This window comes from Mesorhizobium sp. M0633 (genome assembly GCF_040320645.1).
Taxonomy (GTDB): Bacteria; Pseudomonadota; Alphaproteobacteria; order Rhizobiales; family Rhizobiaceae; genus Mesorhizobium.
On record NZ_JAMYQC010000014.1, the window covers coordinates 28,412 to 51,423 of the forward strand.

The 23,012-nt window shown below is 63.5% G+C and carries 24 protein-coding genes and 1 pseudogene; 8 read left to right on the top strand and 17 right to left on the bottom strand.

Going from position 1 to position 23,012, the window contains the following annotated elements:
* Positions 1 to 91: 91 nt before the first annotated feature.
* Together NKI47_RS16610 and NKI47_RS16615 are read right to left on the bottom strand one after the other, a co-directional pair.
* Positions 92 to 1,069 carry a threonine ammonia-lyase gene (locus NKI47_RS16610; RefSeq protein WP_352591708.1) on the bottom strand — a complete coding sequence of 326 codons (978 nt, stop codon included), beginning with the start codon at positions 1,067 to 1,069 and terminating at the stop codon, positions 92 to 94.
* Positions 1,070 to 1,274: 205 nt separating this feature from the next.
* Complete coding sequence (locus tag NKI47_RS16615; protein WP_023679003.1) at positions 1,275 to 1,592, bottom strand: hypothetical protein; 318 nt, start codon at positions 1,590 to 1,592, stop codon at positions 1,275 to 1,277.
* Between the two features lie 181 nt (positions 1,593 to 1,773).
* On the opposite strand from NKI47_RS16615, the gene mbfA reads away from it, so the two are divergent.
* Positions 1,774 to 2,757, top strand: coding sequence for an iron exporter MbfA (gene mbfA / locus NKI47_RS16620; RefSeq protein ID WP_352451856.1), 984 nt, complete (start codon positions 1,774 to 1,776; stop codon positions 2,755 to 2,757).
* Positions 2,758 to 2,763: 6 nt separating this feature from the next.
* Here mbfA and NKI47_RS16625 read toward each other — a convergent pair whose 3' ends face one another.
* The 3 genes from NKI47_RS16625 to NKI47_RS16635 all read right to left on the bottom strand — a co-directional run bounded on the left by NKI47_RS16625 (position 2,764) and on the right by NKI47_RS16635 (position 3,749).
* Positions 2,764 to 3,108 carry an antibiotic biosynthesis monooxygenase family protein gene (locus NKI47_RS16625; RefSeq protein ID WP_352591711.1) on the bottom strand — a complete coding sequence of 115 codons (345 nt, stop codon included), beginning with the start codon at positions 3,106 to 3,108 and terminating at the stop codon, positions 2,764 to 2,766.
* Entirely contained in the window at positions 3,105 to 3,437 is a 333-nt protein-coding gene (locus tag NKI47_RS16630; RefSeq protein WP_352591714.1) for an NIPSNAP family protein, read from the bottom strand. Before NKI47_RS16630 ends, NKI47_RS16625 begins: the two co-directional genes overlap by 4 nt.
* Before the next feature lie 96 nt (positions 3,438 to 3,533).
* Complete coding sequence (locus tag NKI47_RS16635; RefSeq protein WP_023678999.1) at positions 3,534 to 3,749, bottom strand: DUF1127 domain-containing protein; 216 nt, start codon at positions 3,747 to 3,749, stop codon at positions 3,534 to 3,536.
* 69 nt (positions 3,750 to 3,818) lie between these two features.
* Between NKI47_RS16635 and NKI47_RS16640 the strand changes: the two genes are divergently transcribed.
* Complete coding sequence (locus NKI47_RS16640) at positions 3,819 to 4,493, top strand: ArsR/SmtB family transcription factor (RefSeq protein ID WP_352591717.1); 675 nt, start codon at positions 3,819 to 3,821, stop codon at positions 4,491 to 4,493.
* A gap of 119 nt (positions 4,494 to 4,612) precedes the next feature.
* Here NKI47_RS16640 and ligD read toward each other — a convergent pair whose 3' ends face one another.
* From ligD to NKI47_RS16655, 3 genes are all read right to left on the bottom strand, one after another.
* On the bottom strand, positions 4,613 to 7,111 hold the full coding sequence (ligD, locus tag NKI47_RS16645) for a DNA ligase D (RefSeq protein WP_352591720.1): 2,499 nt from the start codon (positions 7,109 to 7,111) through the stop codon (positions 4,613 to 4,615).
* A 9-nt stretch (positions 7,112 to 7,120) separates the two neighbouring features.
* Positions 7,121 to 7,972, bottom strand: coding sequence for a non-homologous end joining protein Ku (ku, locus tag NKI47_RS16650; protein ID WP_352591723.1), 852 nt, complete (start codon positions 7,970 to 7,972; stop codon positions 7,121 to 7,123).
* Between the two features lie 119 nt (positions 7,973 to 8,091).
* Positions 8,092 to 8,598, bottom strand: a complete 507-nt coding sequence (locus tag NKI47_RS16655) for a YciE/YciF ferroxidase family protein (protein WP_352591901.1) — start codon at positions 8,596 to 8,598, stop codon at positions 8,092 to 8,094.
* Positions 8,599 to 9,005: 407 nt separating this feature from the next.
* On the opposite strand from NKI47_RS16655, the gene NKI47_RS16660 reads away from it, so the two are divergent.
* The 3 genes and pseudogenes from NKI47_RS16660 to NKI47_RS16670 form a co-directional block, all read left to right on the top strand.
* Positions 9,006 to 9,152, top strand: a complete 147-nt coding sequence (locus tag NKI47_RS16660) for a hypothetical protein (protein WP_023678994.1) — start codon at positions 9,006 to 9,008, stop codon at positions 9,150 to 9,152.
* Positions 9,153 to 9,409: 257 nt separating this feature from the next.
* Complete coding sequence (locus NKI47_RS16665) at positions 9,410 to 9,790, top strand: thiol-disulfide oxidoreductase DCC family protein (RefSeq protein WP_352591904.1); 381 nt, start codon at positions 9,410 to 9,412, stop codon at positions 9,788 to 9,790.
* A 767-nt stretch (positions 9,791 to 10,557) separates the two neighbouring features.
* Positions 10,558 to 11,139, top strand: a pseudogene (locus tag NKI47_RS16670) (DUF4166 domain-containing protein); the annotation flags it as partial.
* 75 nt (positions 11,140 to 11,214) lie between these two features.
* Here NKI47_RS16670 and NKI47_RS16675 read toward each other — a convergent pair.
* The 3 genes from NKI47_RS16675 to NKI47_RS16685 form a co-directional block, all read right to left on the bottom strand.
* The gene (locus NKI47_RS16675; RefSeq protein WP_352451865.1) at positions 11,215 to 11,598 is read right to left on the bottom strand and encodes a DUF1850 domain-containing protein; all 384 of its coding nucleotides are present in this window, start codon (positions 11,596 to 11,598) and stop codon (positions 11,215 to 11,217) included.
* Positions 11,595 to 13,691, bottom strand: a complete 2,097-nt coding sequence (locus NKI47_RS16680; protein WP_352591726.1) for a TRAP transporter permease — start codon at positions 13,689 to 13,691, stop codon at positions 11,595 to 11,597. The genes NKI47_RS16675 and NKI47_RS16680 overlap by 4 nt, the downstream gene beginning before the upstream one ends.
* A 161-nt stretch (positions 13,692 to 13,852) precedes the next feature.
* A complete protein-coding gene (locus NKI47_RS16685) occupies positions 13,853 to 14,812 on the bottom strand; it encodes a TAXI family TRAP transporter solute-binding subunit (RefSeq protein WP_352457892.1) in 960 nt (319 codons plus the stop codon).
* A 258-nt stretch (positions 14,813 to 15,070) separates the two neighbouring features.
* Between NKI47_RS16685 and NKI47_RS16690 the strand changes: the two genes are divergently transcribed.
* Together NKI47_RS16690 and NKI47_RS16695 are read left to right on the top strand one after the other, a co-directional pair.
* On the top strand, positions 15,071 to 15,424 hold the full coding sequence (locus NKI47_RS16690) for a YciI family protein (protein ID WP_023718846.1): 354 nt from the start codon (positions 15,071 to 15,073) through the stop codon (positions 15,422 to 15,424).
* On the top strand, positions 15,424 to 16,680 hold the full coding sequence (locus NKI47_RS16695) for an RNA polymerase sigma factor (protein WP_352591729.1): 1,257 nt from the start codon (positions 15,424 to 15,426) through the stop codon (positions 16,678 to 16,680). The genes NKI47_RS16690 and NKI47_RS16695 overlap by 1 nt, the downstream gene beginning before the upstream one ends.
* Before the next feature lie 15 nt (positions 16,681 to 16,695).
* On the opposite strand, the gene NKI47_RS16700 is transcribed toward NKI47_RS16695, so the two are convergent.
* The 6 genes from NKI47_RS16700 to hrcA all read right to left on the bottom strand — a co-directional run bounded on the left by NKI47_RS16700 (position 16,696) and on the right by hrcA (position 22,148).
* Complete coding sequence (locus NKI47_RS16700; RefSeq protein ID WP_352575452.1) at positions 16,696 to 17,319, bottom strand: glutathione S-transferase family protein; 624 nt, start codon at positions 17,317 to 17,319, stop codon at positions 16,696 to 16,698.
* Positions 17,320 to 17,494: 175 nt separating this feature from the next.
* Complete coding sequence (gene cysK / locus NKI47_RS16705) at positions 17,495 to 18,475, bottom strand: cysteine synthase A (RefSeq protein ID WP_023678986.1); 981 nt, start codon at positions 18,473 to 18,475, stop codon at positions 17,495 to 17,497.
* Positions 18,476 to 18,641: 166 nt separating this feature from the next.
* Positions 18,642 to 19,259: a LysE family translocator gene (locus NKI47_RS16710; RefSeq protein ID WP_352591732.1), complete on the bottom strand. Its 618-nt coding sequence runs from the start codon at positions 19,257 to 19,259 to the stop codon at positions 18,642 to 18,644.
* Positions 19,260 to 19,346: 87 nt separating this feature from the next.
* Entirely contained in the window at positions 19,347 to 20,702 is a 1,356-nt protein-coding gene (locus tag NKI47_RS16715; protein WP_352575336.1) for a PQQ-dependent sugar dehydrogenase, read from the bottom strand.
* 99 nt (positions 20,703 to 20,801) lie between these two features.
* Positions 20,802 to 20,999, bottom strand: a complete 198-nt coding sequence (locus NKI47_RS16720; RefSeq protein WP_023678983.1) for a hypothetical protein — start codon at positions 20,997 to 20,999, stop codon at positions 20,802 to 20,804.
* A gap of 36 nt (positions 21,000 to 21,035) precedes the next feature.
* Positions 21,036 to 22,148 (bottom strand): heat-inducible transcriptional repressor HrcA, encoded by a 1,113-nt coding sequence (hrcA, locus tag NKI47_RS16725; RefSeq protein WP_036239090.1) that lies wholly within the window; start codon positions 22,146 to 22,148, stop codon positions 21,036 to 21,038.
* 146 nt (positions 22,149 to 22,294) lie between these two features.
* Here hrcA and rph point away from each other — a divergent pair, with 146 nt between their 5' ends.
* On the top strand, positions 22,295 to 23,011 hold the full coding sequence (rph, locus tag NKI47_RS16730) for a ribonuclease PH (protein ID WP_023678981.1): 717 nt from the start codon (positions 22,295 to 22,297) through the stop codon (positions 23,009 to 23,011).
* The last annotated feature ends 1 nt before the right edge of the window (position 23,012 follow it).

A 23,012-nucleotide genomic window follows, 5' to 3' on the forward strand; every position in this document is an offset into this window, starting at 1 on the left:
GATCTCAGTCTTTGAAGGGTACCGGTTCGACCGGGTGCAACGGACGCTTGAGCACCTCGAATCGGCACATGAGCTGGAACTGGTTGCTATCCTAGCCGGCAGCAATGATCTCGGCATAGGTGCTGAGATCGACATTGCCGCCGGAGAGCACCACGGCAATGGATTTCCCGGCAAGGTCGATCTCGCCTGACGACAGCGCGGACAAGCCGACGCAACCGCCAGGTTCGACGACCAGCTTCAAGCAAGCCATCGCATCGCGCATCGCCTGTGCCACCGCCTTGTCGGAAACGGCGATGGCGCCGGCGAGATTCTTTCGGTTAATCTCGAAAGTGATGGCGCCCGGCTCGGCGACGAGAAGGGCATCGCAGATCGAGGTGTGGCCGGGCGCGTTCGACACCCTGGCGCCTTTGATCAGCGAGCGGCGTGTGTCGTCGAAATGCTCGGGTTCCACGGCCCAGACGGCGGTGCCCGGCGAGGCGTCCTTGACCGCGATCGAAATGCCGCTGCTCAAGCCGCCGCCGCCGCAGGGAACCACTACCGCATCGAGGCTGACGCCAAGCGCTCTTGCTTGGCGCATCAATTCGAGGCCGACCGTGCCCTGGCCGGCGATGATGGCCGGATCGTCGTAAGGCGGCACCAGGACCATGCCCTTTTCCACGTAAGAACGGACGACGGCAGTGCGATCGTCGCGGACCCGGTCGAAGGTGATCACTTCGGCGCCCATCTTCCTGACATTGCCGACCTTCATCGCCGGCGCGTCGGCAGGCATGGCGATTACGGCCTTGACGCCGAACATCCCCGCCGCGGCGGCAACGCCTTGCGCGTGATTACCCGACGAGAAGGCGACGACGCCGCGGGCGCGTTCTTCCGCCGAGAGCGAGGAGAGCTTGTTGTATGCACCGCGGAACTTGAACGAGCCGGTGCGCTGCAACGTCTCCGGCTTGAACAGGATCCTGGCGCCGAAGCGATTGTTCAACTCCGGCGATTCGATCAGCGGCGTTTCGACGATCCGTCCGGACAATCGCGCTGCTGCGCTGTGAATATCGGCGATGCCGGGAGGGGTGGTCATGGCTAGGTCCTACAAGAGATGAGACCGCCTATGCTGCACGGAAAGGGAGGCGGCGCACCAATGAAAAAATGTGACCGTTACAATTCGTCCTTGGAGGCAGGAGAGTGGGGCGTGACTGTCCCCACCGCCTCCTCGGCCCTCTGCCATGCGTTCGCCGCTTCAGTCGACAAATCGTTGTCGATTGACCGGCATAGCCTGCCGCTCCTCACCCCAACAGCGTCTTTTGCCGTTTGGGGCCGCCCATCTTGCGCCACGTGTTGAAGCGGTGGGTGGCGGCGGCGAAGGAGATCTTCATCTGCTGGGCAACCGAATAGCGCGACTTGCCCTCGTCGAACAGCCGATAGCAGCACTCGACGCCCTCCTCGGTCAACTTGCCGTCGGGAGCCTTGTTGTGCGGATTGGCGGGATCAAATTTTTCGACCTGCTGCTCGACCAGGCCTTTCAGGCGCTGCAGATCCGCCTCAATATTAGCGATAAGGTCGAGAACCGGTTTGGGATCAAACAGCTGCTGTTTTTCCGGCATCTGCGGCGTTCCTTTCTCTTAGTTGAGATTCGGTTATATAAGTGAACGTTTGCCGATAGCAACGGCGATGTGTTCGGGATTTTGAAGCCTGTACCTTTTGAGCATGAGTGGAGCGCACACGATTGACCGGCGACGTGCGAGGTCATAGTTTAGAACTATTCTAAACTAGGGTGAATTTCTCATGCTTTCCCGCGTTTTCGGCTTCGGCCGCCGTCCCTTTGAATCGCTCTCGGAACAGGAGATCCTGGCGCTCGCCATCTCCTCCGAGGAGGATGACGGGCGCATCTATCGCGCCTATGCCGACGGGCTGGCGGAGAGCTTTCCGCAATCGGCCAAGGTGTTCGAGGAGATGGCGGAGGAGGAGGACGGCCATCGCGATTCGCTGATCGAGCTTTACCGCAAGCGTTTCGGCGAGCGCATACCGCTGATCCGGCGCGAACATGTGAAGGGCTATTACGAACGCAAGCCGGACTGGCTGGTGAGGCCGCTCGGCATCGATCATGTGCGCAGCCAAGCCGAGGCCATGGAGCGGCAGGCCTACCTGTTCTATATCGAGGCGGCCAAACGCACAGGCGATGCGTCGACGCGAAAGCTGCTCGACGACCTGGCGATCGCAGAACAGGGCCACGAGACACTGGCGCAGCGGCTGGAGCAAAAGCATGTGCCGGGCGCGGTCAAGGACGAAGAAACGGCAGCCGAGCAGCGCCAGTTCATCCTGACCTATGTCCAACCGGGGCTGGCCGGGCTGATGGATGGCTCGGTGTCGACGCTGGCGCCGATCTTTGCCGCCGCCTTTGCCACGCATGATACGTTCCAGACCTTTCTGGTCGGGCTTGCCGCCTCGATCGGCGCTGGCATCTCGATGGGTTTCACCGAGGTGGCTTCCGACGACGGCAAATTATCGGGCCGCGGCTCGCCGGCAAAACGCGGGCTGACCGTCGGCGTCATGACGACGCTGGGCGGGCTCGGCCATGCGCTGCCCTATCTAATCCCGCTTTTTTGGACGGCGACCATTGTCGCCGCCGTGGTGGTTTTCTTCGAGCTGTGGGCGATCGCCTTCGTGCAGAACCGCTACATGCAGACGCCATTCTGGCGCGCCGCCTTCCAGGTGGTGCTGGGTGGCGCGCTGGTGTTTGCGGCAGGGGTGCTGATCGGGAATGCCTAACAGTCCTTAACCATTTACCGCCTGGCTGTCCTGAGGCGCCTCGGCGCGTTCGGTCAGGCCGTAATCGCGCACGACATGGGCGATGCGCAAACGATAGTCCGCAAAGATACCGCCGCGCCCGGCCTTCTGCGCCTGCCGATGTTCCTGCGTGTTGCGCCAGGTCTTCACCGCGTCCTCGTCGCGCCAGAAGGACAGCGACAGGATGCGGTTCGGATCGGCAAGGCTCTGGAAGCGCTCGATCGACAGGAAACCGTCGATGCCGTCGAGCAGTGGGCGCAGGTCGGCGGCGATGCCGAGATAGGCATCGCGCTTGCCCGCCGCCGACTCGACCTCGAAGATGACGGCGATCATGGCTTCACCAAAGGAGCATGCGGCCCGGAGGCCAGCTTGAGGAAGATGCGGTCCTCCTTCAGAATGAATTTTTCCCGTCGGGCGAACTCGTAGTTCGCCTTGCCGGCGGGATCGGCGGCGAGCCGGGCGCGGTAGGCTTCGTAGGCCGCAAGACTGTCGATGTTGTAGGCGGCATAAGCCGTGGTGGCCGAGCCTTCGCGCGGCGCGAAATAGCCGATCAGATCGGCGCCGCAGCGCGGGATCGCCTGCCCCCAATTGCGTGCATATTCCTCGAACGCCGCCTTGCCGAACGGATCGATCTCGTAGCGGATGAAGCAGGTGATGGTCATTTTCGCCTCCTTGGCGGTGGATGTTTTCTTGCGGTCACAGTTCGAGCCGGATCGAAACGTTCCGAAGATCGATATGCTAGGCAAATCCCTCGCTGATCATGCCTGCCAGAACGATTTCGCGCATTCGCGGCGGACGTCTTCAGGTGTCAGGCCAAGGTCACGCAGCAGATGATCGTCGATCTCGGCGAGGTCGAGACGCTGCAAATGACGGTCGTACCACCGCTTCAGGAGCCGCAGCCGCAAGCGGCGCAAGACAATGAACGGGAACGGCCGGCGAGCAGGCGCGGCGCTGAGAATGGTCCTTGCAGGCATCGTTGTCTCCTTGATTTGCATCGAGACTAATGCTTTATCTGACGAGGATGCTTCGATGAGGAACGAACTATGCGCGAAGGACCTGACATAGCCCGCACAGCCAGCCTGGTGGGCGATCCGGCGCGGGCAAACATGCTGTCCGCACTGATGGGCGGCACTGCACTGACGGCGAGCGAACTGGCACTCGAAGCCGGGGTGTCGCTTCCGACAGCGAGCTCGCATCTGTCGAAGCTGATGGAAGGCGGGCTGCTGACACTGGCGAGCCAGGGGCGGCACCGCTATTATGGCCTCGCCTGCCCGCAGGTGGCAGGAATGATCGAAGCTATCACCGGCGTTGCCGCCGCGGTCGGGCCGCAGAGGGTGCGACCCGGCCCTCGCGACGCGGCCATGCGCGTGGCGCGGGTCTGCTACGACCACCTCGCCGGCGAGCAGGCGGTGGCGATGCTGGACCGTCTCGTCGCTCGACAAGTGCTCCTGCGCGATGATGAGGAGATTCAGCTTGGGCCGTCGGCCACCTCGCATTTCGCCGCGATCGGCATCGACATCCATACCAAAGCGCGGCGACCGGTGTGCCGCGCCTGCCTCGACTGGAGCGTGAGGCGCTCGCACCTCGCCGGCACGCTGGGCGCCGCCATTCTCGACAAGATCCTCGCCGAGAAATGGGCACGGCGCGAGAAGGACAGCCGTGCCGTGATCTTTTCACCGGTAGGCAAGCAGGCCTTCGAGACGACGTTTCTCGCCTGACGGCTCGCTTCAATGCGCTAGAACGGTTCGTCGTTTCACGGAAACGCCGAACCGCTGTAACTTTTTGTTTTGAAGCATGTCGTTGTCGCAAACCGCTGCACATTTTTGCGCGACATGCATTAGCCGCGCTTGAGCGGCTTGGCCTGCTTGAAAAAATCCGCCCAGGGATCGGCTTGCCCGAGCCGCTTCAGCGTCGTCTTGTCGCCGATCGGAAAGGCGTTCGGCGGCAATCCGGCCTCGATTTCCGCCCAGGTCACTGGCATCGATATCGTGGCGCCTTTTTTGGCGCGCGACGAATAAGGCGCAACCGTGGTGGCGCCGCGGCCGTTGCGCAGATAATCGACGAAAATCTTGCCCGTGCGCGCCTTCTTCGACAGCGTCGCCGTGTAGCGGTCGGGTGCGGCTTGCTCGAGCGCTCGGGCGAACTCATGGGCGAAGCCTTTGACCTCGTCCCAGTCCGCCGACGGCTTCAGCGGGACGAGGACATGATAGCCCTTGCCGCCCGAGGTCTTGACGAAATTAGGCAGGGACAGTTCGTCGAGCCGGCTGCGGATATCGAGCGCCGCGGCACGCACTGCCTTCACGTCGACACCCTCGTCGGGATCGAGATCGAAGATGATCTGGTCGGGTTTTTCCAGTTCGTCCGTGGTCGAGCCCCAGATGTGGATCTCGACGACGCCGAGCTGCACCAGGGCCACGACACCGTCGAAATCGCGGATGAACAATATCTCCTCGCCGTCGGTGGGATCCTTCATCACTGCGATCTTGTCGTGCATGCCGGCCGAGGCATGTTTTTGGAAGAACCGTTGGCCGCCAACGCCGTCCGGCGCCCGCACGAGGCTGAGCGGCCGGTTGATGACGAATTGCTTCATGCGCGGCCAGACCAGCGCGTAGTGATCAACCAGATCCTGCTTCGATACGTTCTCCTCGGGCCACAGAAGCTTGTCGGGGCGGGACAGTGTAACCGAGGTTTTCGCCGCGCCGGCGGGTTCGGCGGGCTTTGGCCTCGGCTCGGCCGTGGCTGAGCGTGCTTTCGGTTTCTCCTGCACGACTTCCTCCGCCGGCTTGTCCTCGCGCAATCCCTGGAACGACGCGTGGCGTATTATACGGTCCGACGTCCAACTGCGAAACTCCACTTCGCCGACAAGTTCGGGCTTGACCCAGACCAGCCCCTTGCCCCTTGGCACCGCCCTGTCGAAGGGCGAGGTTGTCGTCTTCAGCGCATCAAGCCTCTTCTTCAGCTCGTTGGTGCTTTTGGCCGTGAAGCCGGTGCCGACGCGGCCGGCATAGCGCAGCTTGCCGCCCTCGTGATAGCCGACCAGCAGCGAGCGCAGGCCCCGCCCGGTCTTGTCCGACGGCATGTAGCCGCCGATGACGAATTCCTGGCGCGCCGTACATTTCGACTTCACCCAGGACGGGACACGGCCGCTGCGGTAGGGCGCATCGGCGCGCTTGGAGACGACGCCTTCGAGCCCCAGCCGGCAAGCATGCTCCAGCATGATCTTGCCGGGCTCGGCAAAGTGGTCGCTGAAGCGCACGGCCTGATCCTCGGCCTGTCCGGCGAGCAAAGTGCGCAGCCTTTCCTTGCGCTCGACCAGCGGCTCGGAACGGATATCCTCACCGTTGAGACGCAACAGGTCGAAAACGTAGTAGATGAAACGATCCGTGCGGCCCGCCGACAGATCTTGCTGCAGCAGCGAGAATGACGAGACGCCGTTATCCGCCAGCACGACGATTTCGCCGTCGATGATCGCATCGGTGCATTTCAGGCCGCCAAGTGCCGCGACAATTGCGCCACCGAATTTGTCGGTCCAGTCGAGGCCGGCGCGTGTCAAAAGCCGCACCTCGGTGCCGGTAAGCTGCGACTGCATGCGATAGCCGTCGAACTTCACCTCATGCAGCCAGTCCTTGCCGGGCGGCGCGTCCCGCTCCAGCGTTGCGAGCGCCGGTTCGATGAATTCGAGCCGCCTTGCCGCGACTGCCTTCTTGCCGGTAGCCGGCCTGTCGGACTGCCAGACCCTTGGCTTCTTGCCGTCGGCGGTCTTGCCTTCGCCGACCTCCTCGATGGTCAGGCCGGATTTCACCGATTGCGGCGCCTCCTGCAAAATGTCCTCGCCCGGACGCGCGGCGGCATCGTCGGATTTGATCAGCAACCAGTTGTCACGCTTTTCGCCCGGACGCGGCTTCAGCCGCACCAGATGCCATGCGCCATGCAATTTGTGGCCATGCAGTTCGAAACTGATATGGCCTTTCTTCATCGCCTTTGCCGGGTCGCCATCGGGGACCCAAGTTCCCTCATCCCAGACAATGACCGAGCCGCCGCCATATTGGTCCTTCGGGATGGTGCCTTCAAACGGCGCATAGTCGATCGGGTGGTCCTCGACATGCACGGCGAGCCGCTTTTCGTGCGGGTCGAGGCTCGGGCCTCGCGTCACCGCCCAGCTCCACAGCACGCCGCCGTGCTCGAGACGAAGGTCGTAGTGAAGCCTGGTGGCGGCATGCTTGTGGATGACGAAGATGCCACCCGGCACGGCTTTCTTGCCGTGCGAAACCTTGCCGGCTGGTTCGGCCGTCTTCTTGAAATTGCGCTTGGCGTGATACTGCTCGAGGCTGGCCATGGGCGGATCCTAAGCAGATTTGCGCCGGGCGGCTTTGGACTTGGCGCCTTTTGCCGGGCGTTCGGTCTTTGCCGGCGCACCGGCTTCCGACGAAAGGCTCTTCTTCAGCGCATCGAAGAGGTTGACGACGTTGGAGGGCCGTGGTTCCGCCTTGGTCTTCGGTGCCTTCTTGCCGGCCTTCTTGGCGCGGACCAGCTCGATCAGGGCGTTTTCGTATTTGTCCTCGAATTCGGAAGGATCGAACTTCGCCTGTTTCTCATCGACGATGTGTTCGGCCAGCCTGATCATCTCGGCGTCGGTCTTCACCGGCTTGATGTCGCCGAACACCATCTCGGGCCTGCGAACCGTATCGCCATAGCGCAGGGTCGTCAGCAGCAGACCCTTGCCCAACGGCTCAATGACCACCGGACGTTCGCGGCGATAGAGCACGATGCGGGCTAGCCCCGCCGTCTTCTTGGCGGCCATGGCGTCGCGGATGACGGCGAAGGCCTCTTCCGAGACCTCGTCCGCAGGCGTCACATAGTAGGGCGCATCGAGATAGATCTGCTGGATCGAGGATTTTTCGATGAAACCATCGAGGCTCATCGTATGCGAGGATTCGATCTGCACGGCTTCGATCTCCTCCTCCTCGATTTGGACGAAGTCGCCGTCGCCGATCTCGTAGCCCTTGATCTCGTCGCCTTCATCGAGCGGCTTGCCGCTTGCCGAATCGACATAGACGCGCTTGACGGTATTGCCGGTCTTGCGGTTGAGCACGCGGAACGAGACTTTCTCGGCCTGGGTGACGACATTGGTCAGTTCGACGGCGCAAGTGACCAGCGAAAGCTTGAGATACCCTCTCCAGGCCGGGCGCGGCGCCATGACAAACTCCCTGCGCGACAATGTTCAACCGAGAACGGGCAAAGTCCGTTCCGGTTCCGGCGGCGCAAAAGGCAAGTCCGAGCTTTCAACCCAGCCTTGCCTTGTTCTCGCTCACTGCCCTACTCGACGGCTTGCAGGTTGACCTTGCTTTCCGCTATTTCGGTAAGCTTGCGGTCGGTTGCCTGCTCCTCCTTGAGGTTGTTGGCCAACACATTGGCGCAGTCGCTGCGGCCCAGTTGCTTGGCCCAAGCAATCAGGGTGCCGTAACGGGTCATCTCATAATGCTCGACCGCCTGGGCGGAGGCGATCAGCGCAGCGTCGAGGACCTCCTTGTCGGCGATGTCGCCGCTGACGTCGTCGGCTTCTTCGAGAATGCCGTCGATGGCCGGGCAGTCGACCTGCTTGGCCTTCACGCCGTGCAGTTCGAACACCTGCTCGACACGCTGGATATGACCCTTGGTCTGAGCGAGATGTTTCTCAAAGCCCGCTTTCAGCTGCGGATCACTCGCCTTGTCGATCATCTTCGGCAGCGATTTCTCGATCTGTTTTTCAGCGTAATAGATGTCGCGCAGCGTGTGCACGAAGAGGTCGTCGAGGGTTTTGATATCCTTCGAAAAGAAACCCATGGCCTTTGCCTTTCCATTGCTCTTGCAGTTTCGGATTTTTTGGCTGCGGCCCACCCGAGCACCACAGTCTGCGAAGCCGGTTCGTCCCGGCACTGGGAAATCAACGTGCGGCTGACGGGCCGGTTCCTGGTTTTCCGGCCGCGTGCACGGAAATTTCGCGGTCCGGCAAAACCTGAAACAAAACCGCGCCTCTGCGACATTCAGGCGAAACATATGTGATGCAAAAGTCACACTGGACGAAATGCCGACGGACTGCATGGAAACACCGCGAATCAGCCGCATTCCAGCCATGAACAAAGGCATTTTCGACCAGAGATTAACATCGCGTTCACCGACTATTCACGCCTGGACGCTATGATCCCCGCAATTCGGAAGGGACATCCGAAACGGGACAGGGACCGAGTAAAATGAGCTTCTGGAATCAAATCGCCGGCTATGCCGCCGCCATCCGCGAATTCGTCGCGCCGACCTATCGGCCTGAGCGCTATTATATGCGCGGCCCAGGCCCCGCCTGCGCGCGCCGTGGCAACACGCTTGGGATCAGCGTGCGCTGATGATGAGCATGGAGAGCCGTCACGACAGCCGTATCTGCCGGCCCGACGCCGACAATCGGTCAACGACCTATCGCGCCGAGCGCCCTGCGCTGACCGGCAGACGGCGTGCGACAACGCCAAGCCTCTAGCATTCCGGGCTTTGATCCAGCCGCCGGCAGGCCTAGTGTCGCCTGACACCAGCTGCCGGGCGTCACGTGATCGTCAAGCCGAACCATTCTCCTGAGCCGCCAGAATTCGAATCAAGTCGCCCGTTGATCGTGTTCGACGGTATTTGCGTGTTGTGCTCGGGCTTTGTGCGCATGGTGGTGAAGCTCGACCGCAAGGGCCGCTTCCATTTCGTAACGGCGCAGTCGCCCTTCGGCGAGATGCTGTTCAAGAAATACGGGCTGCGGACGGATCGCTACGAGACCAATCTCGTCATCGTCGATGGCGTGGCTTTCACCCGCCTGGACAGTTTCGTTGCCGTCATGGCCGAACTCGGCTGGCCGTGGCGGGCGGCGCGGATCCTGCTGCTGTTGCCGCGCCCGCTTCGCGACTGGCTCTACGACCGCATCGCAAAGAACCGCTACGCCCTGTTCGGCAAGAAGGACAATTGCGAAATCCCTTCCGCCGAGGTGAGGGCAAGATTGATCTGCTAGGTTCGTTGCCGTGGCCGGGAGCGGGCGGGGCATTTTGGGGGAACTGCGGATGAAGGTTCTTGTCGTCGGCGGCTATGGCACCTTTGGCGGTCGCACCGTCGAGCTTTTGGAGGGCGAGCCGCATCTGATCCTCTTTGTCGCCGGGCGAGGCGGCGCGAAACGCCGGCGTCTTCGTGCTGTCCGGCGTCTCGAGCTTTCCGGTGCTGACGGCGGCGGTGGTGCGTCGCCTGTCTTCGGACCTGACGCGGGTCGACGGCATTCGCGGCGGCATCGCGCCTTCGCCCTTTGCCGGCGTCGGCGCGAACGTCATCCGGGCTATCGCCGGTTATGCCGGTCGGCCGGTGCGGCTTGTTCGCAATGGCCGTCCCGAACAAGGCCGTCCGTTTACCGAGCAGCTGCGCTACACTATCGCGCCGCCGGGCCGGCTGCCGCTTCGAAACGCGCTGTTTTCTCTGGTCGACGTTCCGGACCTGCGCGCCTTGGCCGCGCTTTGGCCGGAGGCGAGGACCATCTGGATGGGAGCCGGGCCGGTACCCGAGGTGCTGCACCGCGCCCTGATCGGCCTCGCCTGGCTGGTGCGCGCCGGATTGATCGGTTCGCTTTCGCCACTGGCGCCGCTGATGCATCAGGCAACGAACCGGCTGCGCTGGGGCGAGCATCGCGGCGGCATGTTCGTCGAGGTGGAGGGATCGGACCGGGCGGGCGCCATCGTCAAGCGCTCGTGGCATCTCTTGGCCGAGGGCAATGACGGGCCGCTGATCCCGTCGATGGCGGTCGAAGCACTGGCCCGCAAAGCGCTGGCCGGACATCAGCCCGCGCCGGGCGCACGGGCGGGGGTGCGCGATTTGGAGCTCCGGGATTATGAAGCCCTGTTCGCCGGGCGGACAATCTACACCGGCTTCAGGAACGGGGCGGCGGACGAGGACAAGCCGCTTTATGCCGAGCTGCTCGGTGCCGCCTGGCAAGGCCTTCCCGAGGCAATTCGGTCAATGCATGACCGTACGATCACGGCCGCAGGCCGCGCGCGCGTCGAACGCGGGCGCAATGTTCTTGGCCGGCTAATGGCCTGGACGGTCGGCTTCCCCGGGGCAAGCGAGGACATCCCGGTTCATGTCCGCTTCGACACCGACAAGGACGGCGAGACCTGGACCCGGACATTCGGCAAGCACAGTTTTTCGAGCCTACAGTCCGCAGGCCGGGGTCGATCGCAGCGCTTGCTGTGCGAACGCTTCGGCCCGCTGACCTTCGCGATGGCGCTGGTTGCCGAAGACGGCCGGCTGGCGCTGGTCTTGCGCCGCTGGAGTTTTTTTGGCCTGCCGCTTCCGATGTGGCTCGGTCCACGCTCGACTTCCTACGAAACGGTGAAATGGCCGCTTCCGCTTCCATGTCGAGATCTCGCATCCGCTTGCCGGCATGATCGCCCGCTACCGCGGCTGGCTGGAGCCCTCCGGCCCGCACGGCTCCAGCGAGATCGTGCCGCCTGCCAGCTTGGCCAGTTCGCGACAGTCCTGCGCCGTGCACAGCGTCCAGCCCTGACCCGTGGCGCCCGAGGCGGCGAGCGCGAGGCGCCGCTGTGGCCCGACCTTGGGCGCATAGACCCACCAGCCGTTTCTCAGCACCGAGCCTTGCGGCGGCTCCATCCCGGCGCCCGATCCCTTGATGCGGGCCTCGACCAGCTGCAGGCCGGACGGCAGCACCTTCCAGTCTTCCTGCCACTGGGTCTTCTCCACCGAATGCACCCAGGAGAGCGTGAAGGCAGCGACCGCGAGCGTCACCGTCTTGCCGGCCGCGACGATGCAGAGGCTCATGCTGAATTAGCCAGCGAAGCCTGCCGCGCGCGCCAGCAGTGCCAGCCGATCCAGGCAAGGGACAGCGCCCAGCCCGCCTCGTCGGTGAGCGGCAGCGCGGCAACCAGCAGCACGCCGGCGGCGAAGGCGACGAGACGTTCCCACCAGGCCATGCGCCGGGCGAGGAACCCGACAGCCGCGGCGCCCCACAGGACGATGCCCATGCAGGCCTTGGCAACGATATAGACGACCTCGACGGGATAGCCGAACTGGGCGGCGATCGGGCCGGGGTCCTGCAACATCAGCGCCGGGGTGTAGACCGCCATGAACGGCACGACGAAGCCGGCGACGGCAAGCTTGGTGGCCTGGATGCCGATCTTGAGGCCGCTCTCCTTGGCCATTGGCGCGGCGGCGAAGGCGGCCAGCGCCACCGGCGGAGTGAGGTCGGCCATGATGCCGAAATAGAAGACGAACATGTGGCTGACCACCAGCGGCACGCCGAGCGAGAGCAATGCCGGCCCGGCCAACGACGAGGTGATGATGTAGTTAGGGATGGTCGGGATACCCATGCCGAGCACCAGGCAGGTGAGCATGGTCAGCAACAGCGACAGGAACAGATTGTTCTCGCCGATGGAGATGATCCAGCCGATGAAGGTCGAGGCGATGCCGGTAAGCGTCAACGTGCCGATGACGATGCCGACAATGGCGCAGGCAATGCCGACCGGCAGCGCGTTCTTTGCTCCTTCGGCAAGGGAATCCACGCATATGCGCAGCGTCTCGCGCCCGCCCTTGAAGGTGAGGCAGGCGGCGACCAGCACGGCGATGACCAGGCTGAGGATGTTGACGCCGAATTTCATGAAGGAAGCCGCGGCAAGCCCGAGCGCCAGCCAGAAGACGATGCGGAAGGCGAGCGGCCCGATCGATGCTGCCAGCGGCGTGCCGAGGATAAGCACAATGGTCAACGCCAGGCCCATGGTGCCGGCGAACACCGGTGTGTAGCCGGCAAACAGCAGGTAGATCAGTGCTGCGAGAGGCAGTACCAGCGGCCAATGTTGTCTGACCGCATCCCACGGATTGGGCAGGTCGGCCTTGGCCATGCCGTGCAGGCCGGCCTTGCCGGCTTCCAGGTGCACCTGCCAGAAACAGGCGCCGAAATAGAGCAGCGCCGGAATGATCGCCGCCTTGACCACCGCGGCATAGGGGATGTTCAGGGTCTCGGCCATGATAAAGGCAACCGCTCCCATCACCGGCGGCATGATCTGGCCGCCCATCGACGAGGTCGCCTCGACGGCGCCGGCGAAAGCCGAGCGGAAACCGAAGCGCTTCATCAGCGGGATGGTGAACTGGCCGCTGGCCACCACATTGGCGACGCCGGAGCCGGAAATGGTGCCCATCAGCGCCGAGGACAGCACGCAGACTTGCGCCGGGCCGCCGCGCCATGAGCCGACCAGGCCAAGCGCAAAATCGTTGAACAGCGCGATCATGCCGGCGCGCTCAAGAAAGGCGGCGAAAACGACGAAGATGAAGATGTAGGCGGCCGAGACATAGATCGGCGTGCCGTAGATGCCTTCGGTGCCATAGGCGAAGGTGTCGACGAGCTGGGCGAAATCATAGCCGCGATGGATGAACGGCGGCGGCAGATGATTGCCGGCAAATGCGTAGGCGAGAAAGATGAAGGCAATGACGGCGAGCGGCAGCCCCATTAACCGCCGCGCCGCCTCGAAGACCAGCACGACCAGCACCGCGCCGACGATCAGGTCAGGCGTGGTGAGAAAGCCGGAGCGGCGGATGAGGTCGGCATAGAACACCCAATTGTACAGACCGGTGGCGAAACCAAGCAGGCCGAGCGTCCAGAACACTGCTTTCGCCGGGACGCTTTTGGCGCGCAGATTGGCGATTAGGACAAAGCCGAGCAGCAGCAGGAAGCCGACATGCATGGCGCGTATAACCTGGCTCGGCAGGCTGCCATAGACGGCGATGTAGATTTGGAAGATGGAGAAGGCGATGGCGATAAAAAAAGCCGCCTTGCCGGCGATGCCTTCGCCGAAGCCAGGCGGCAATCCTTCGACAGGAGCTTCCGCTGTGGGGGAAAGAGCGGTCGGGGTTACGGTCATTAGCGGGGTTCCTGGCGGGGCGGTCCCCTCCTCGAGGGGAGGGTGCCGAGCGAAGCGAGGCGGGTGGGGTCGGTGCGGCAGTGCGCGACCTCAACCGACCCTACCCGTCCATTCGCCTTCGGCAGCTGTTCACCTTCTCCTCAAGGGGGAGGGATGGCTCCTTACTTCACCAATCCCTTTTCCTTGTAATACCTCTCGGCGCCTGGATGCAGCGGCACCGGCATGCCGTCGAGCGCCTTGGCCGGGTCGATCGCCTTGGCGGCGGCGTGGGCAGCGGTGAGCTGGTCGAGATGCTCGAACAGCAGTTTCGTCATCTGATAGGCGGTCTCGTCGGAGACATCGGCGCTGGTGATCAGGAAATTGCCGACGGCGGCGGTCGCAACATCCTCGGTCTGGCCCTCGTAGGTGCCCTTGGGGATGACCACGGAAAGATAGGGCGAGCCGATCTTGGCGACGTCCTCCGCCGGCACGGCAACGATGTTTACCGGCACTGAGGTGGCGAGGTCACGGATCGACGCGACCCCAAGGCCAGCCGACTGCAGCGTGGCGTCGAGCTGGCGGTTCTTGATCAGCTCCACCGATTCGGCGAAGGGCAGATATTCGATCCGCCCGAGGTCTTCGTATTTCAGCCCGGCAGCGGCAAATATCGTGCGGGCGTTGAGCTCGGTGCCTGAGGCCGGCGCGCCGACCGAAAGGCTCTTGCCCTTGAGATCGGCGAGCGTCTTGATGCCGGATTCCTTGCTGGCGACGATCTGGATGTAATTGGGATAGATGGCGGCAATGCCGCGCAGCTTGTCGAGCTTGCCTGGGAAGCCTGCTTCGGTATTGCCTTCGGCGGCCAGCTTGACGGAATCGCCGAGCGCAAAGGCGATCTCGCCCTTGCCCTGCTGCAGCAGGTTGAGGTTTTCGACCGACGCTTTCGTCGCCTGCACCTGGGTGCGCGCGCCTTCGATGCCCTTGCCGTAGATTTCCGACAGCGCGACGCCGAGCGGATAGTAGACGCCGGACGTGCCGCCGGTCAGCACGTTGATGAATTCCTGTGCCTTGACCGATACCGCGCCAAGGCCAAGGGACAGCGCCAGCACGCCGGCTGCAACAAATTTCGTCCTGAAATTGAGCATGCGATTTCCTCCCTGAAAATTCGCCGCCGTGCCCTCCTCGGCGGCACGAAGCGAAGCGAGTTTAGACAGCGGGCGGGAAATGCCAACCCGCAATAGCAGCGATTAGACGAACGGCTAAGCAGTGCCGCAACACGTTGGCGCTTGCGCGAGGTCGCATCGCGGCAGAAAGATTTTTCCAGCGCTTGTCGAAATCCGGCAGGGCCGCGCGACATAAGTCCGGCTCGCAACGATGCGGCCTTCGAGAAACGGGAGAAGACCATGCGATACATGCTTTTGATCTATGGAAACGAAGCGGGGATGGCAGCCGCGCCAGCAGATGCGGTGACACAGATGTCGAGCGCGTACGTCGCCTACACCGAAGCGTTGAAGAAATCCGGCGCCTGGCTCGCCGGCGACCGGCTGAAGCCGACGCAATCCGCTACCTCGGTGCGGATGGCCAATGGCAAGACCAACGTGCTCGACGGCCCCTATGCCGACACCAAGGAGCAGCTTGCCGGCTTCTATATGATCGAAGCGGAGGACGTCGACGCCGCCATTGCCTGGGCGGCGCGCTGCCCGGGCGCCAGCACCGGCACGGTAGAGGTGCGGCCGATCTGGGAACTCACCATGTGATGCCGGAATTGCCCGATACTGCGCGGGCGGCGGCGGAAGCGGCCGCCCGGCAAAGCTACGGCAAGCTGGTCGCCTATCTCGCCGCACGCACGCGCGACGTGGCCGCTGCCGAGGACGCATTGGCCGATGCCTTTGCAGCGGCGCTCGAGCGTTGGCCACAGGCGGGCGTGCCCGACAAGCCGGAAGCCTGGCTGCTGGCGGTGGCACGCAAGCGCCGCGTCGACGCGGTCAGACGGCGGCTGACACGCGAGGCGGGCCGCGACCACCTGAGACTGATCGCCGAGGAGATGGAGGCGCGCATGGCCGAGGAAGACCTGCCGGACGAGCGGCTCAGGCTCATGTTTGCCTGCGCCCATCCCGCGATTGAGGCCGGCGTGCGAGCACCGCTGATCCTGCAGACGGTCCTGGGCTTCGACGCAGCGACCATCGCCTCGGCTTTTCTTGTCTCGCCAGCCACGATGAGCCAGCGGCTGGTGCGCGCCAAGACGCGAATTCGCGAGACAGGCATTCCGTTCCGCGTGCCGGAGCGGGCCGAGCTCGGCGAGCGGCTGGGCACCGTTCTGGAAGCGATCTACGCGGCGTTTGCCGAAGGTTGGTCCGACCCGGCCGGCACCGAAACGCGGCGCCGCAATCTCGCGACCGAAGGCATCTGGCTCGGCCGTCTGATCGCCTCGCTGATGCCGGATGAGCCGGAAGCACTCGGCCTGCTGGCGCTGATGCTGTTCGCCGAGGCGCGGCGTGCAGCCCGGCGCAATGCGGCGGGTGACTATGTGCCGCTGGCCGAGCAGGATCTTGCATTGTGGGACGACACCCTGATCGATGAAGCGGAGGCGCTGCTCGGGCGCGCGGCCGCCGAGGGTGTTGTCGGCCGCTACCAGCTCGAGGCCGCCGTGCAATCCGCCCATACGACACGGCGGCTGACCGGTTGTACCGACTGGGTCGCGATCAAGGAGCTCTACGACGCGCTGTCGGTGATTGCCGGCTCGCCGGTGGTGTCGATCAACCGTGCGGTGGCGATTGCCGAGGCCGAAGGTGCTTCAGCAGGATTGGGCGCGCTTGATCAACTCAGCGGCGACAAGCGGCTGTATGACTATCAACCTTACTGGGCCGCCCGCGCGGGCCTGCTGGCCAGACTCGGCAAAGTTCCGCAAGCGAGCGAGGCCTATGACCGGGCTATCGGCCTCGAACGCGATCCGGCCGTGCGCCGGTTCCTGCAGGAACGACGGGCATGGCTCGGCCACGCGGAAAGACACTGAGACAAGGCGGAGTGCTTAGGCCGGCCACATGTCGTGGGAAGCATTCAGCCTCTTTATCACTCGATGTTCCCGCAAATTGGCCCACAGGCGTTCGATATTCGGCCAAGCGGTTGGAACCTTCGCGACCTCCGGATGCCAGGCCACCAACATGACGAGATAGATGTCGGCCAGCGAGAGCCGGTCGCCGGCCAGCCAGTCATGGCCTGCGAGGGCGGCATCGAGAATGGCGAAGCTGCGATCCATTTCCGAGACCGCCGCCCGTTTGACAGCGTCCACGCCGCGGGGATCGGTCGTGTAGCGATGAGCGTAGAAGAACCGCAGGTCAGCCGAATAGATGACGGAGGACATGAAAAACATCCAGCGCAGGAAGTCGGCACGGTCAGCCGAACTTGCTGCGGGCGCCAGTCCTGCTTCCGGGTGGCGCTCGGCCAGCAGGATGCAGATCGCCGCCGATTCGGTCATCGAGCGTCCGTCCGGCAAGATCAGGACCGGCACCTGGTTCAAGGGGCTGATATCTAAAAAGGCCTGGTCGGGTCGGCCCTTCGGAACGTCGATCTGGTCGAAAGGCACGCCCGCCAAAGCGAGCGCCGCCTCGATGACAAAGCCGCCGGTATTGGCACGCGTATAGAGCTTGTACATGAAGTCCTCCACCTGCCGGGCAGCGACGATTTGATACGGAAGGGACCCGCCGCTCAAGCGAACGACGCCCGCCACAGGTGGTTTTTCAGCGGTCCACGCCGACGCGTGATACAGAGTATTTGATGTCGGAGGGCATCGCGAAGGATCGCTACTGACCGGTCAAAAACGCTCGTGTCTAAGCGCCCAATCCCTCGAACAGGATCGTCGAGAGATAGCGCTCGGCGAAAGAGGGGATGACGACGACGAGGTTCTTGCCCTTGTTCTCGGCCCGCGAGCCGACGACGATCGCCGCTTGCAGGGCGGCCCCCGACGAGATGCCGACCGGCACACCTTCGAGCCGAGCGACGAGCCGTGCATTGGCAACCGAATCCTCGTTCGAGACCTTGACGATTTCGTCATAGATCGTCGTGTCGAGGATTTTTGGCGCGAAGCCGGCGCCAATGCCCTGGATCTTGTGCGGGCCTGGCTGGCCGCCCGACAGCACCGGCGAGGCTTCCGGTTCGACGGCGACGACATGCACCGAGGGCTTACGCTTCTTCAGCACCTGGCCGACGCCGGTGATGGTGCCGCCGGTCCCGATGCCGGCAACGAAGATATCGACTTCGCCATGGGTGTCGTTCCAGATTTCCTCGGCCGTGGTGCGGCGATGGATTTCCGGATTGGCCGGGTTTTCGAATTGCTGCGGAATGACAGCGTCGGGCAGCGTTGCCGCCAGCTCGTCCGCCTTGGCGATGGCGCCCTTCATGCCTTTCGGCCCTTCGGTCAGCACCAGTTCGGCACCGAGCAGAGCCAGCATCTTGCGGCGTTCGACGGACATGGTTTCCGGCATGGTCAGGATCAGCTTGTAGCCCTTGGCAGCGGCGGCAAAGGCGAGCGCGATGCCGGTATTGCCCGAGGTCGGCTCGATCAGGGTGGTCTTGCCGGGCGTAATCCTGCCCGAAGCCTCCAATGCCTCGATCATCGACACGCCGATGCGGTCCTTGACCGAGGCGATCGGGTTGAAGAATTCGAGCTTGGCCAGCAGATTGGCGACGACGCCCTTCTCCCTGGCGAATTTATCAAGCCGCACCAGCGGCGTGTCGCCGATCGTCTCGGTGATCGAATTGTAGATGCGGCCGCGGCCGGGCACGTGTGCGGGGGTGGCGGGCTTGTTCATTGATTTCCTCCCAGAGGTCAAGCGGCAAGAGTCGGGCGGGGCCTAGGATAGAGCCATCCGCCGCGCAAGATAGGCTGTCGATCGAAAAATATCCGAGTGAAGTTCGTGCTGAGTACCCCCGCCCTTGCAAGGCGTGGCAATCCTTGGGCGGATTGGCGAAGGAGATCTATTGGCGGGCGGCAATTGCCGCCGCCGCACCGACCATGAAGCCCGCGGCGGTGCGGTTGAGTGCCCTCAGCGCCCGCGGCGACTTCAGGAACCAGCGCGCCTTGGCCGCCAGCGCCAGATAGGGCACCAGCACGACGAGCAGGACGACGATGGTGAGCGCGACGAGGATGCCGTAATCGGCCAGCGTGATCGTCTTCAGATCGACGATGGTCGGGGTGATGGCAAGATAGAAGATCATCGTCTTCGGATTGCCGAGCGTGACGGCGAGGCCGGCTACAAAGCTGGATGCCAAGCCGCCCTTGCCTTTCTTCGCCTCCACTGTCTCCGGCGTGATGCCGCTCGTCCAGAAACGCCAGCCAAGAAAGGCGAGGTAGGCGACGCCCAGCCATTTGATGGCCAGGAAGACCATGCCGAAAGTTTGCGCGACGAAAGCCAGGCCGAGCACCACGGCAGTGAGATAGGTCAGGTCGCCGAGCATCAGCCCGAACGACATGGCCAGCGACGAGCGGAAGCCGGAACCCAGCGCACGCGCAACGAGCGCGGTGACGCCGGGGCCGGGGATGGCCGCGGCGATGCCGAGGGCAGCACTATAGGCGAGAAACCCGGTGAGTGTCATGATTCGCGCTTGTCGCACAATGTTGAAGTTGGGTGAATTCCCTCGGCCCGGATTCGATTGCGCCAGCGCAGCTGGCGACCCCGCCGTTCAGGAGCGGCGGTCTTCGTAGGTAATGCGCCAGATGGTGCCGTTGCCGTCCTCGGTGACGATCAGCGAGCCGTCCTTGGCCATCGCGACACCGACCGGGCGGCCCCAGACGGCGTCGTTCGAGATGACGAAGCCGGTCATGAAGTCCTCATATTCGCCGGTCGGCTTGCCATCCCTGAATTTGAGCCTCACCACCTTGTAGCCGGTCCTGGCGCCACGGTTCCACGAACCATGCATGGCGACGAAGGCGTCACCCTGGTAATCCGCCGGGAAGTTCTTGCCGTCGTAGAAGGCTATATTCATCGGCGCCGAATGCGCCTGCATCAATACATCGGGGACAGTGGCCTTGCCGGCGAGGTCTGGCCGCTCGCCCTGATGGCGCGGATCCTCGTTATTGCCGATGTAGTACCAAGGCCAACCATAGAATCCGCCGTCCTTGACCGCTGTTGCAAATTCGAACGGCACATTGTCGCCGAGTTCGTCGCGCTCATTGACGACGCACCACAATGCGCCGGTGGAGGGCTGCACGGTCATGCCCGTACAGTTGCGCAGGCCGGTGGCGACAGTTCGGGGATTTTTCCCATCCGGGTCAAAGGCGAGCACATCGGCACGGCCGTCCTCGGAGCCCCAGGCCGCCCCGAGCGGCTTTGATTTGGCCCAGGCGTCGAGGCCGCTATCCGGCTCCTTGCCTATATCCTCGGCGACGTTCGAGGCGGAGCCAACCGACAAATAAAGCGTTTTGCCGTCCTGCGAGAAGGCGATGTCGCGGGTCGTGTGACCACCCGACGGGATTTGGGCGACAATGGTTTCTGGTTTGCCGGATGTCTTCAGGTCGCCATCGCGATAGGGGAAGCGGACGATGCTGTCGCTGTTCGCGACATAAACCCATTGCGGTTTGTCTCCTGGCGGATAGAAGGCGATGCCGTAGGGATAATTGAGCCCCTTGGCGAAGATCGCTTTCTCGATGGGCTTGGCGCTGCCCTCGGCGAGACGATAGACGCGTATTTGGTCGGCATGGCTGTTGGCAACAAACAGGTCGCCATTCGGAGCGACGCGCACGACACGTGGATTGACGATGCCGGATGCGATCATTTCAGCCGAAAAGCCCGACGGCAATTCTGGCTTGGCGCTCTCGGGCCGTTCCGCCACGCCGGCGCCGTTCGAAGCGGATTGGGCGGGGTCGGCTGCCGGCATGTCTCGCGGCCCAATCAGGCGTCTGACGCCAGGCCTGTCGGCGTGCCAATCGCCAAACGCGGCTTCGCCTTTGAGCACATTCTGGTCCGCCTGCTGGGCGGCTGCCGGTGTCGCAACAAGGAGGGCAGCGGCAACGGCCGCAAAGCCGCCAGATCGGATCATCAACGTCCTCCGGGATTCGCCTCGAACAGGGCAAACGGCATCAGGTATTGATCGTTCCAAGCGGCCGTCCAGCACACGAGGATTTGAAGCCGAACCCGTTCAGTTGCCCGAGGCGTAAAAGTCGTCGTCGAGGCGCTTTTCCAGCGCGACCAGATCGGCCGGCAGCGGCAAACCCATCGCCCGCATCTCTTGCAGCTTCTCGCGCAACTGCTCTTGCACCTCGTGCTGATCCTCTGGTTGGTTGATCATTTCTTCGAGCAGCAGACTGATCTGGGCCTTGAACGATTCCAGCGCCATTCTTTTCTCCTCCTTGCGGCAGGCCCGCGGCGGCTCCTAGCTCAGCATGCGCGAAATCAGCTGCGCGGTATAGTCGACCATCGGTACTATGCGCGCATAATTCAGCCGCGTCGGCCCGATGACGCCGAGCGCACCGACGACGCGCGCGTCCTTGTCGCGATAGGGTGCCACCACCAGCGAGGAGCCAGACAGCGAAAACAGCTTGTTTTCCGAACCGATGAATATGCGCACGCCTGGGCCTGCCTCGGCGAGGTCGAGAAGCTGGATCAGCCCATCCTGCGTCTCCAGATCCTCAAACAGATGCCGCAGCAATTCTATGTCGGCCTGGGCAGTGACGTTTTCCAGGAGATTGGCGCGGCCGCGCACGATAAGCCGCCCAGGCACGCCGCTTTCAGCGCCTGCCCAGACCGCCAGGCCCTTCTCGACCAGATCCTGCGACAGCGTGTCGAGGGCTGCCCTGGTCTCTTCCTTGATGCGGGCGATCTCGACCCGCGCCTCGGCCAGGGTGCGACCGCGGATATGGGCGTTGAGGAAGTTGGAGGCTTCGTGCAATTGCGAGATGGTGATGCCGGCGGGCAGATCGATGACGCGATTTTCGACGTCGCCGTTCTGCGAGACCAGCACGGCCAGCGCCTTGGTCGGCTCTAGCTGGATGAATTCGATGTGCTTAAGCGCCACCTCATTCTTGGCGGCGAGCACGAGGCCGGCGCCGCGCGACATGCCGGACAGCATCTGGCTGGCCTCGGTCAGCATATGCTCCAGCGTCGCGCCCGAGCCGGAGGCGCGCACCTGGGCCTCGATGGTGCGGCGCTCCTCGTCGGAGAGGTCACCAAGTTCCATGAAAGCATCGACGAAGAAGCGCAGGCCTGCCTGGGTCGGCAGCCGGCCAGCCGAAATGTGCGGCGCATAGATCAGGCCGAGATGCTCAAGGTCGCTCATCACGTTGCGGATGGTGGCCGGCGACAGCGACGACGGCAGGATGCGCGACAGGCTGCGCGAACCGACCGGCTCGCCATCCCTCAAATAGGAATCGACGATGCGCCGGAAGATGTCGCGCGAACGCATGTCGAGCGATTGAAGCGCGGGCGATTGCAGCGCGTGCGACGGGAGCACGTGCGACTGCAAACCGGGATCGACTGCCTTTGTCATTTCGAGCCAAAAACCTCCGCCCCGAAGATATAGACTTCCGCGGTGTCGGCGCAACCGGTCCATTTTCCTTTGCGCCTCACGCCCCGTGCGGCTACAAGCCGGCCAAGATTCCCCGGCCAAGATTCCGAAGAAAGAAAGAAGCCTGAATGCGCCCTTCCAAACGCCAATTCGACGAAATGCGCCCCATCTCCTTCGAGCGCGGCGTCTCCAAGCATGCGGAAGGCTCGTGCCTGGTGAAGTTCGGCGACACGCATGTGCTGTGTACGGCCAGCCTGGAGGAAAAGGTGCCGGGCTGGATGCGCAACTCCGGCAAGGGCTGGGTGACGGCGGAATACGGCATGCTGCCGCGTTCGACCGGCGAGCGCATGCGCCGCGAGGCTTCGGCCGGCAAACAAGGCGGCCGCACGCTGGAAATCCAGCGGCTGATCGGCCGCTCCCTGCGCGCCGTGGTCGATCTGCAGGCGCTCGGCGAGCAGCAGATCACCGTCGACTGCGACGTGATCCAGGCCGACGGCGGCACGCGCACCGCTTCGATCACCGGCGGCTGGGTGGCGCTCTACGACTGCCTGCGCTGGATGGAAACCCGCCAGATGGCGAGCCTGGGCAAGGTGCTGAAGGATCACGTTGCGGCGATCTCCTGCGGCATCCATGATGGCCAGCCGGTCATCGACCTCGACTATATCGAGGATTCCTCGGCCGGCACCGACGCCAATTTCGTCATGACCGGCAAGGGCGGCATCGTCGAGATCCAAGGCACGGCCGAGGGCGAGCCGTTCTCGGAAGAGCAGTTCGCGGCGCTGATGGGGCTCGCCAAGAAAGGTATTCAGCGCCTGGTCAGCTTGCAGCAAATGGCGGTGGCTTAGC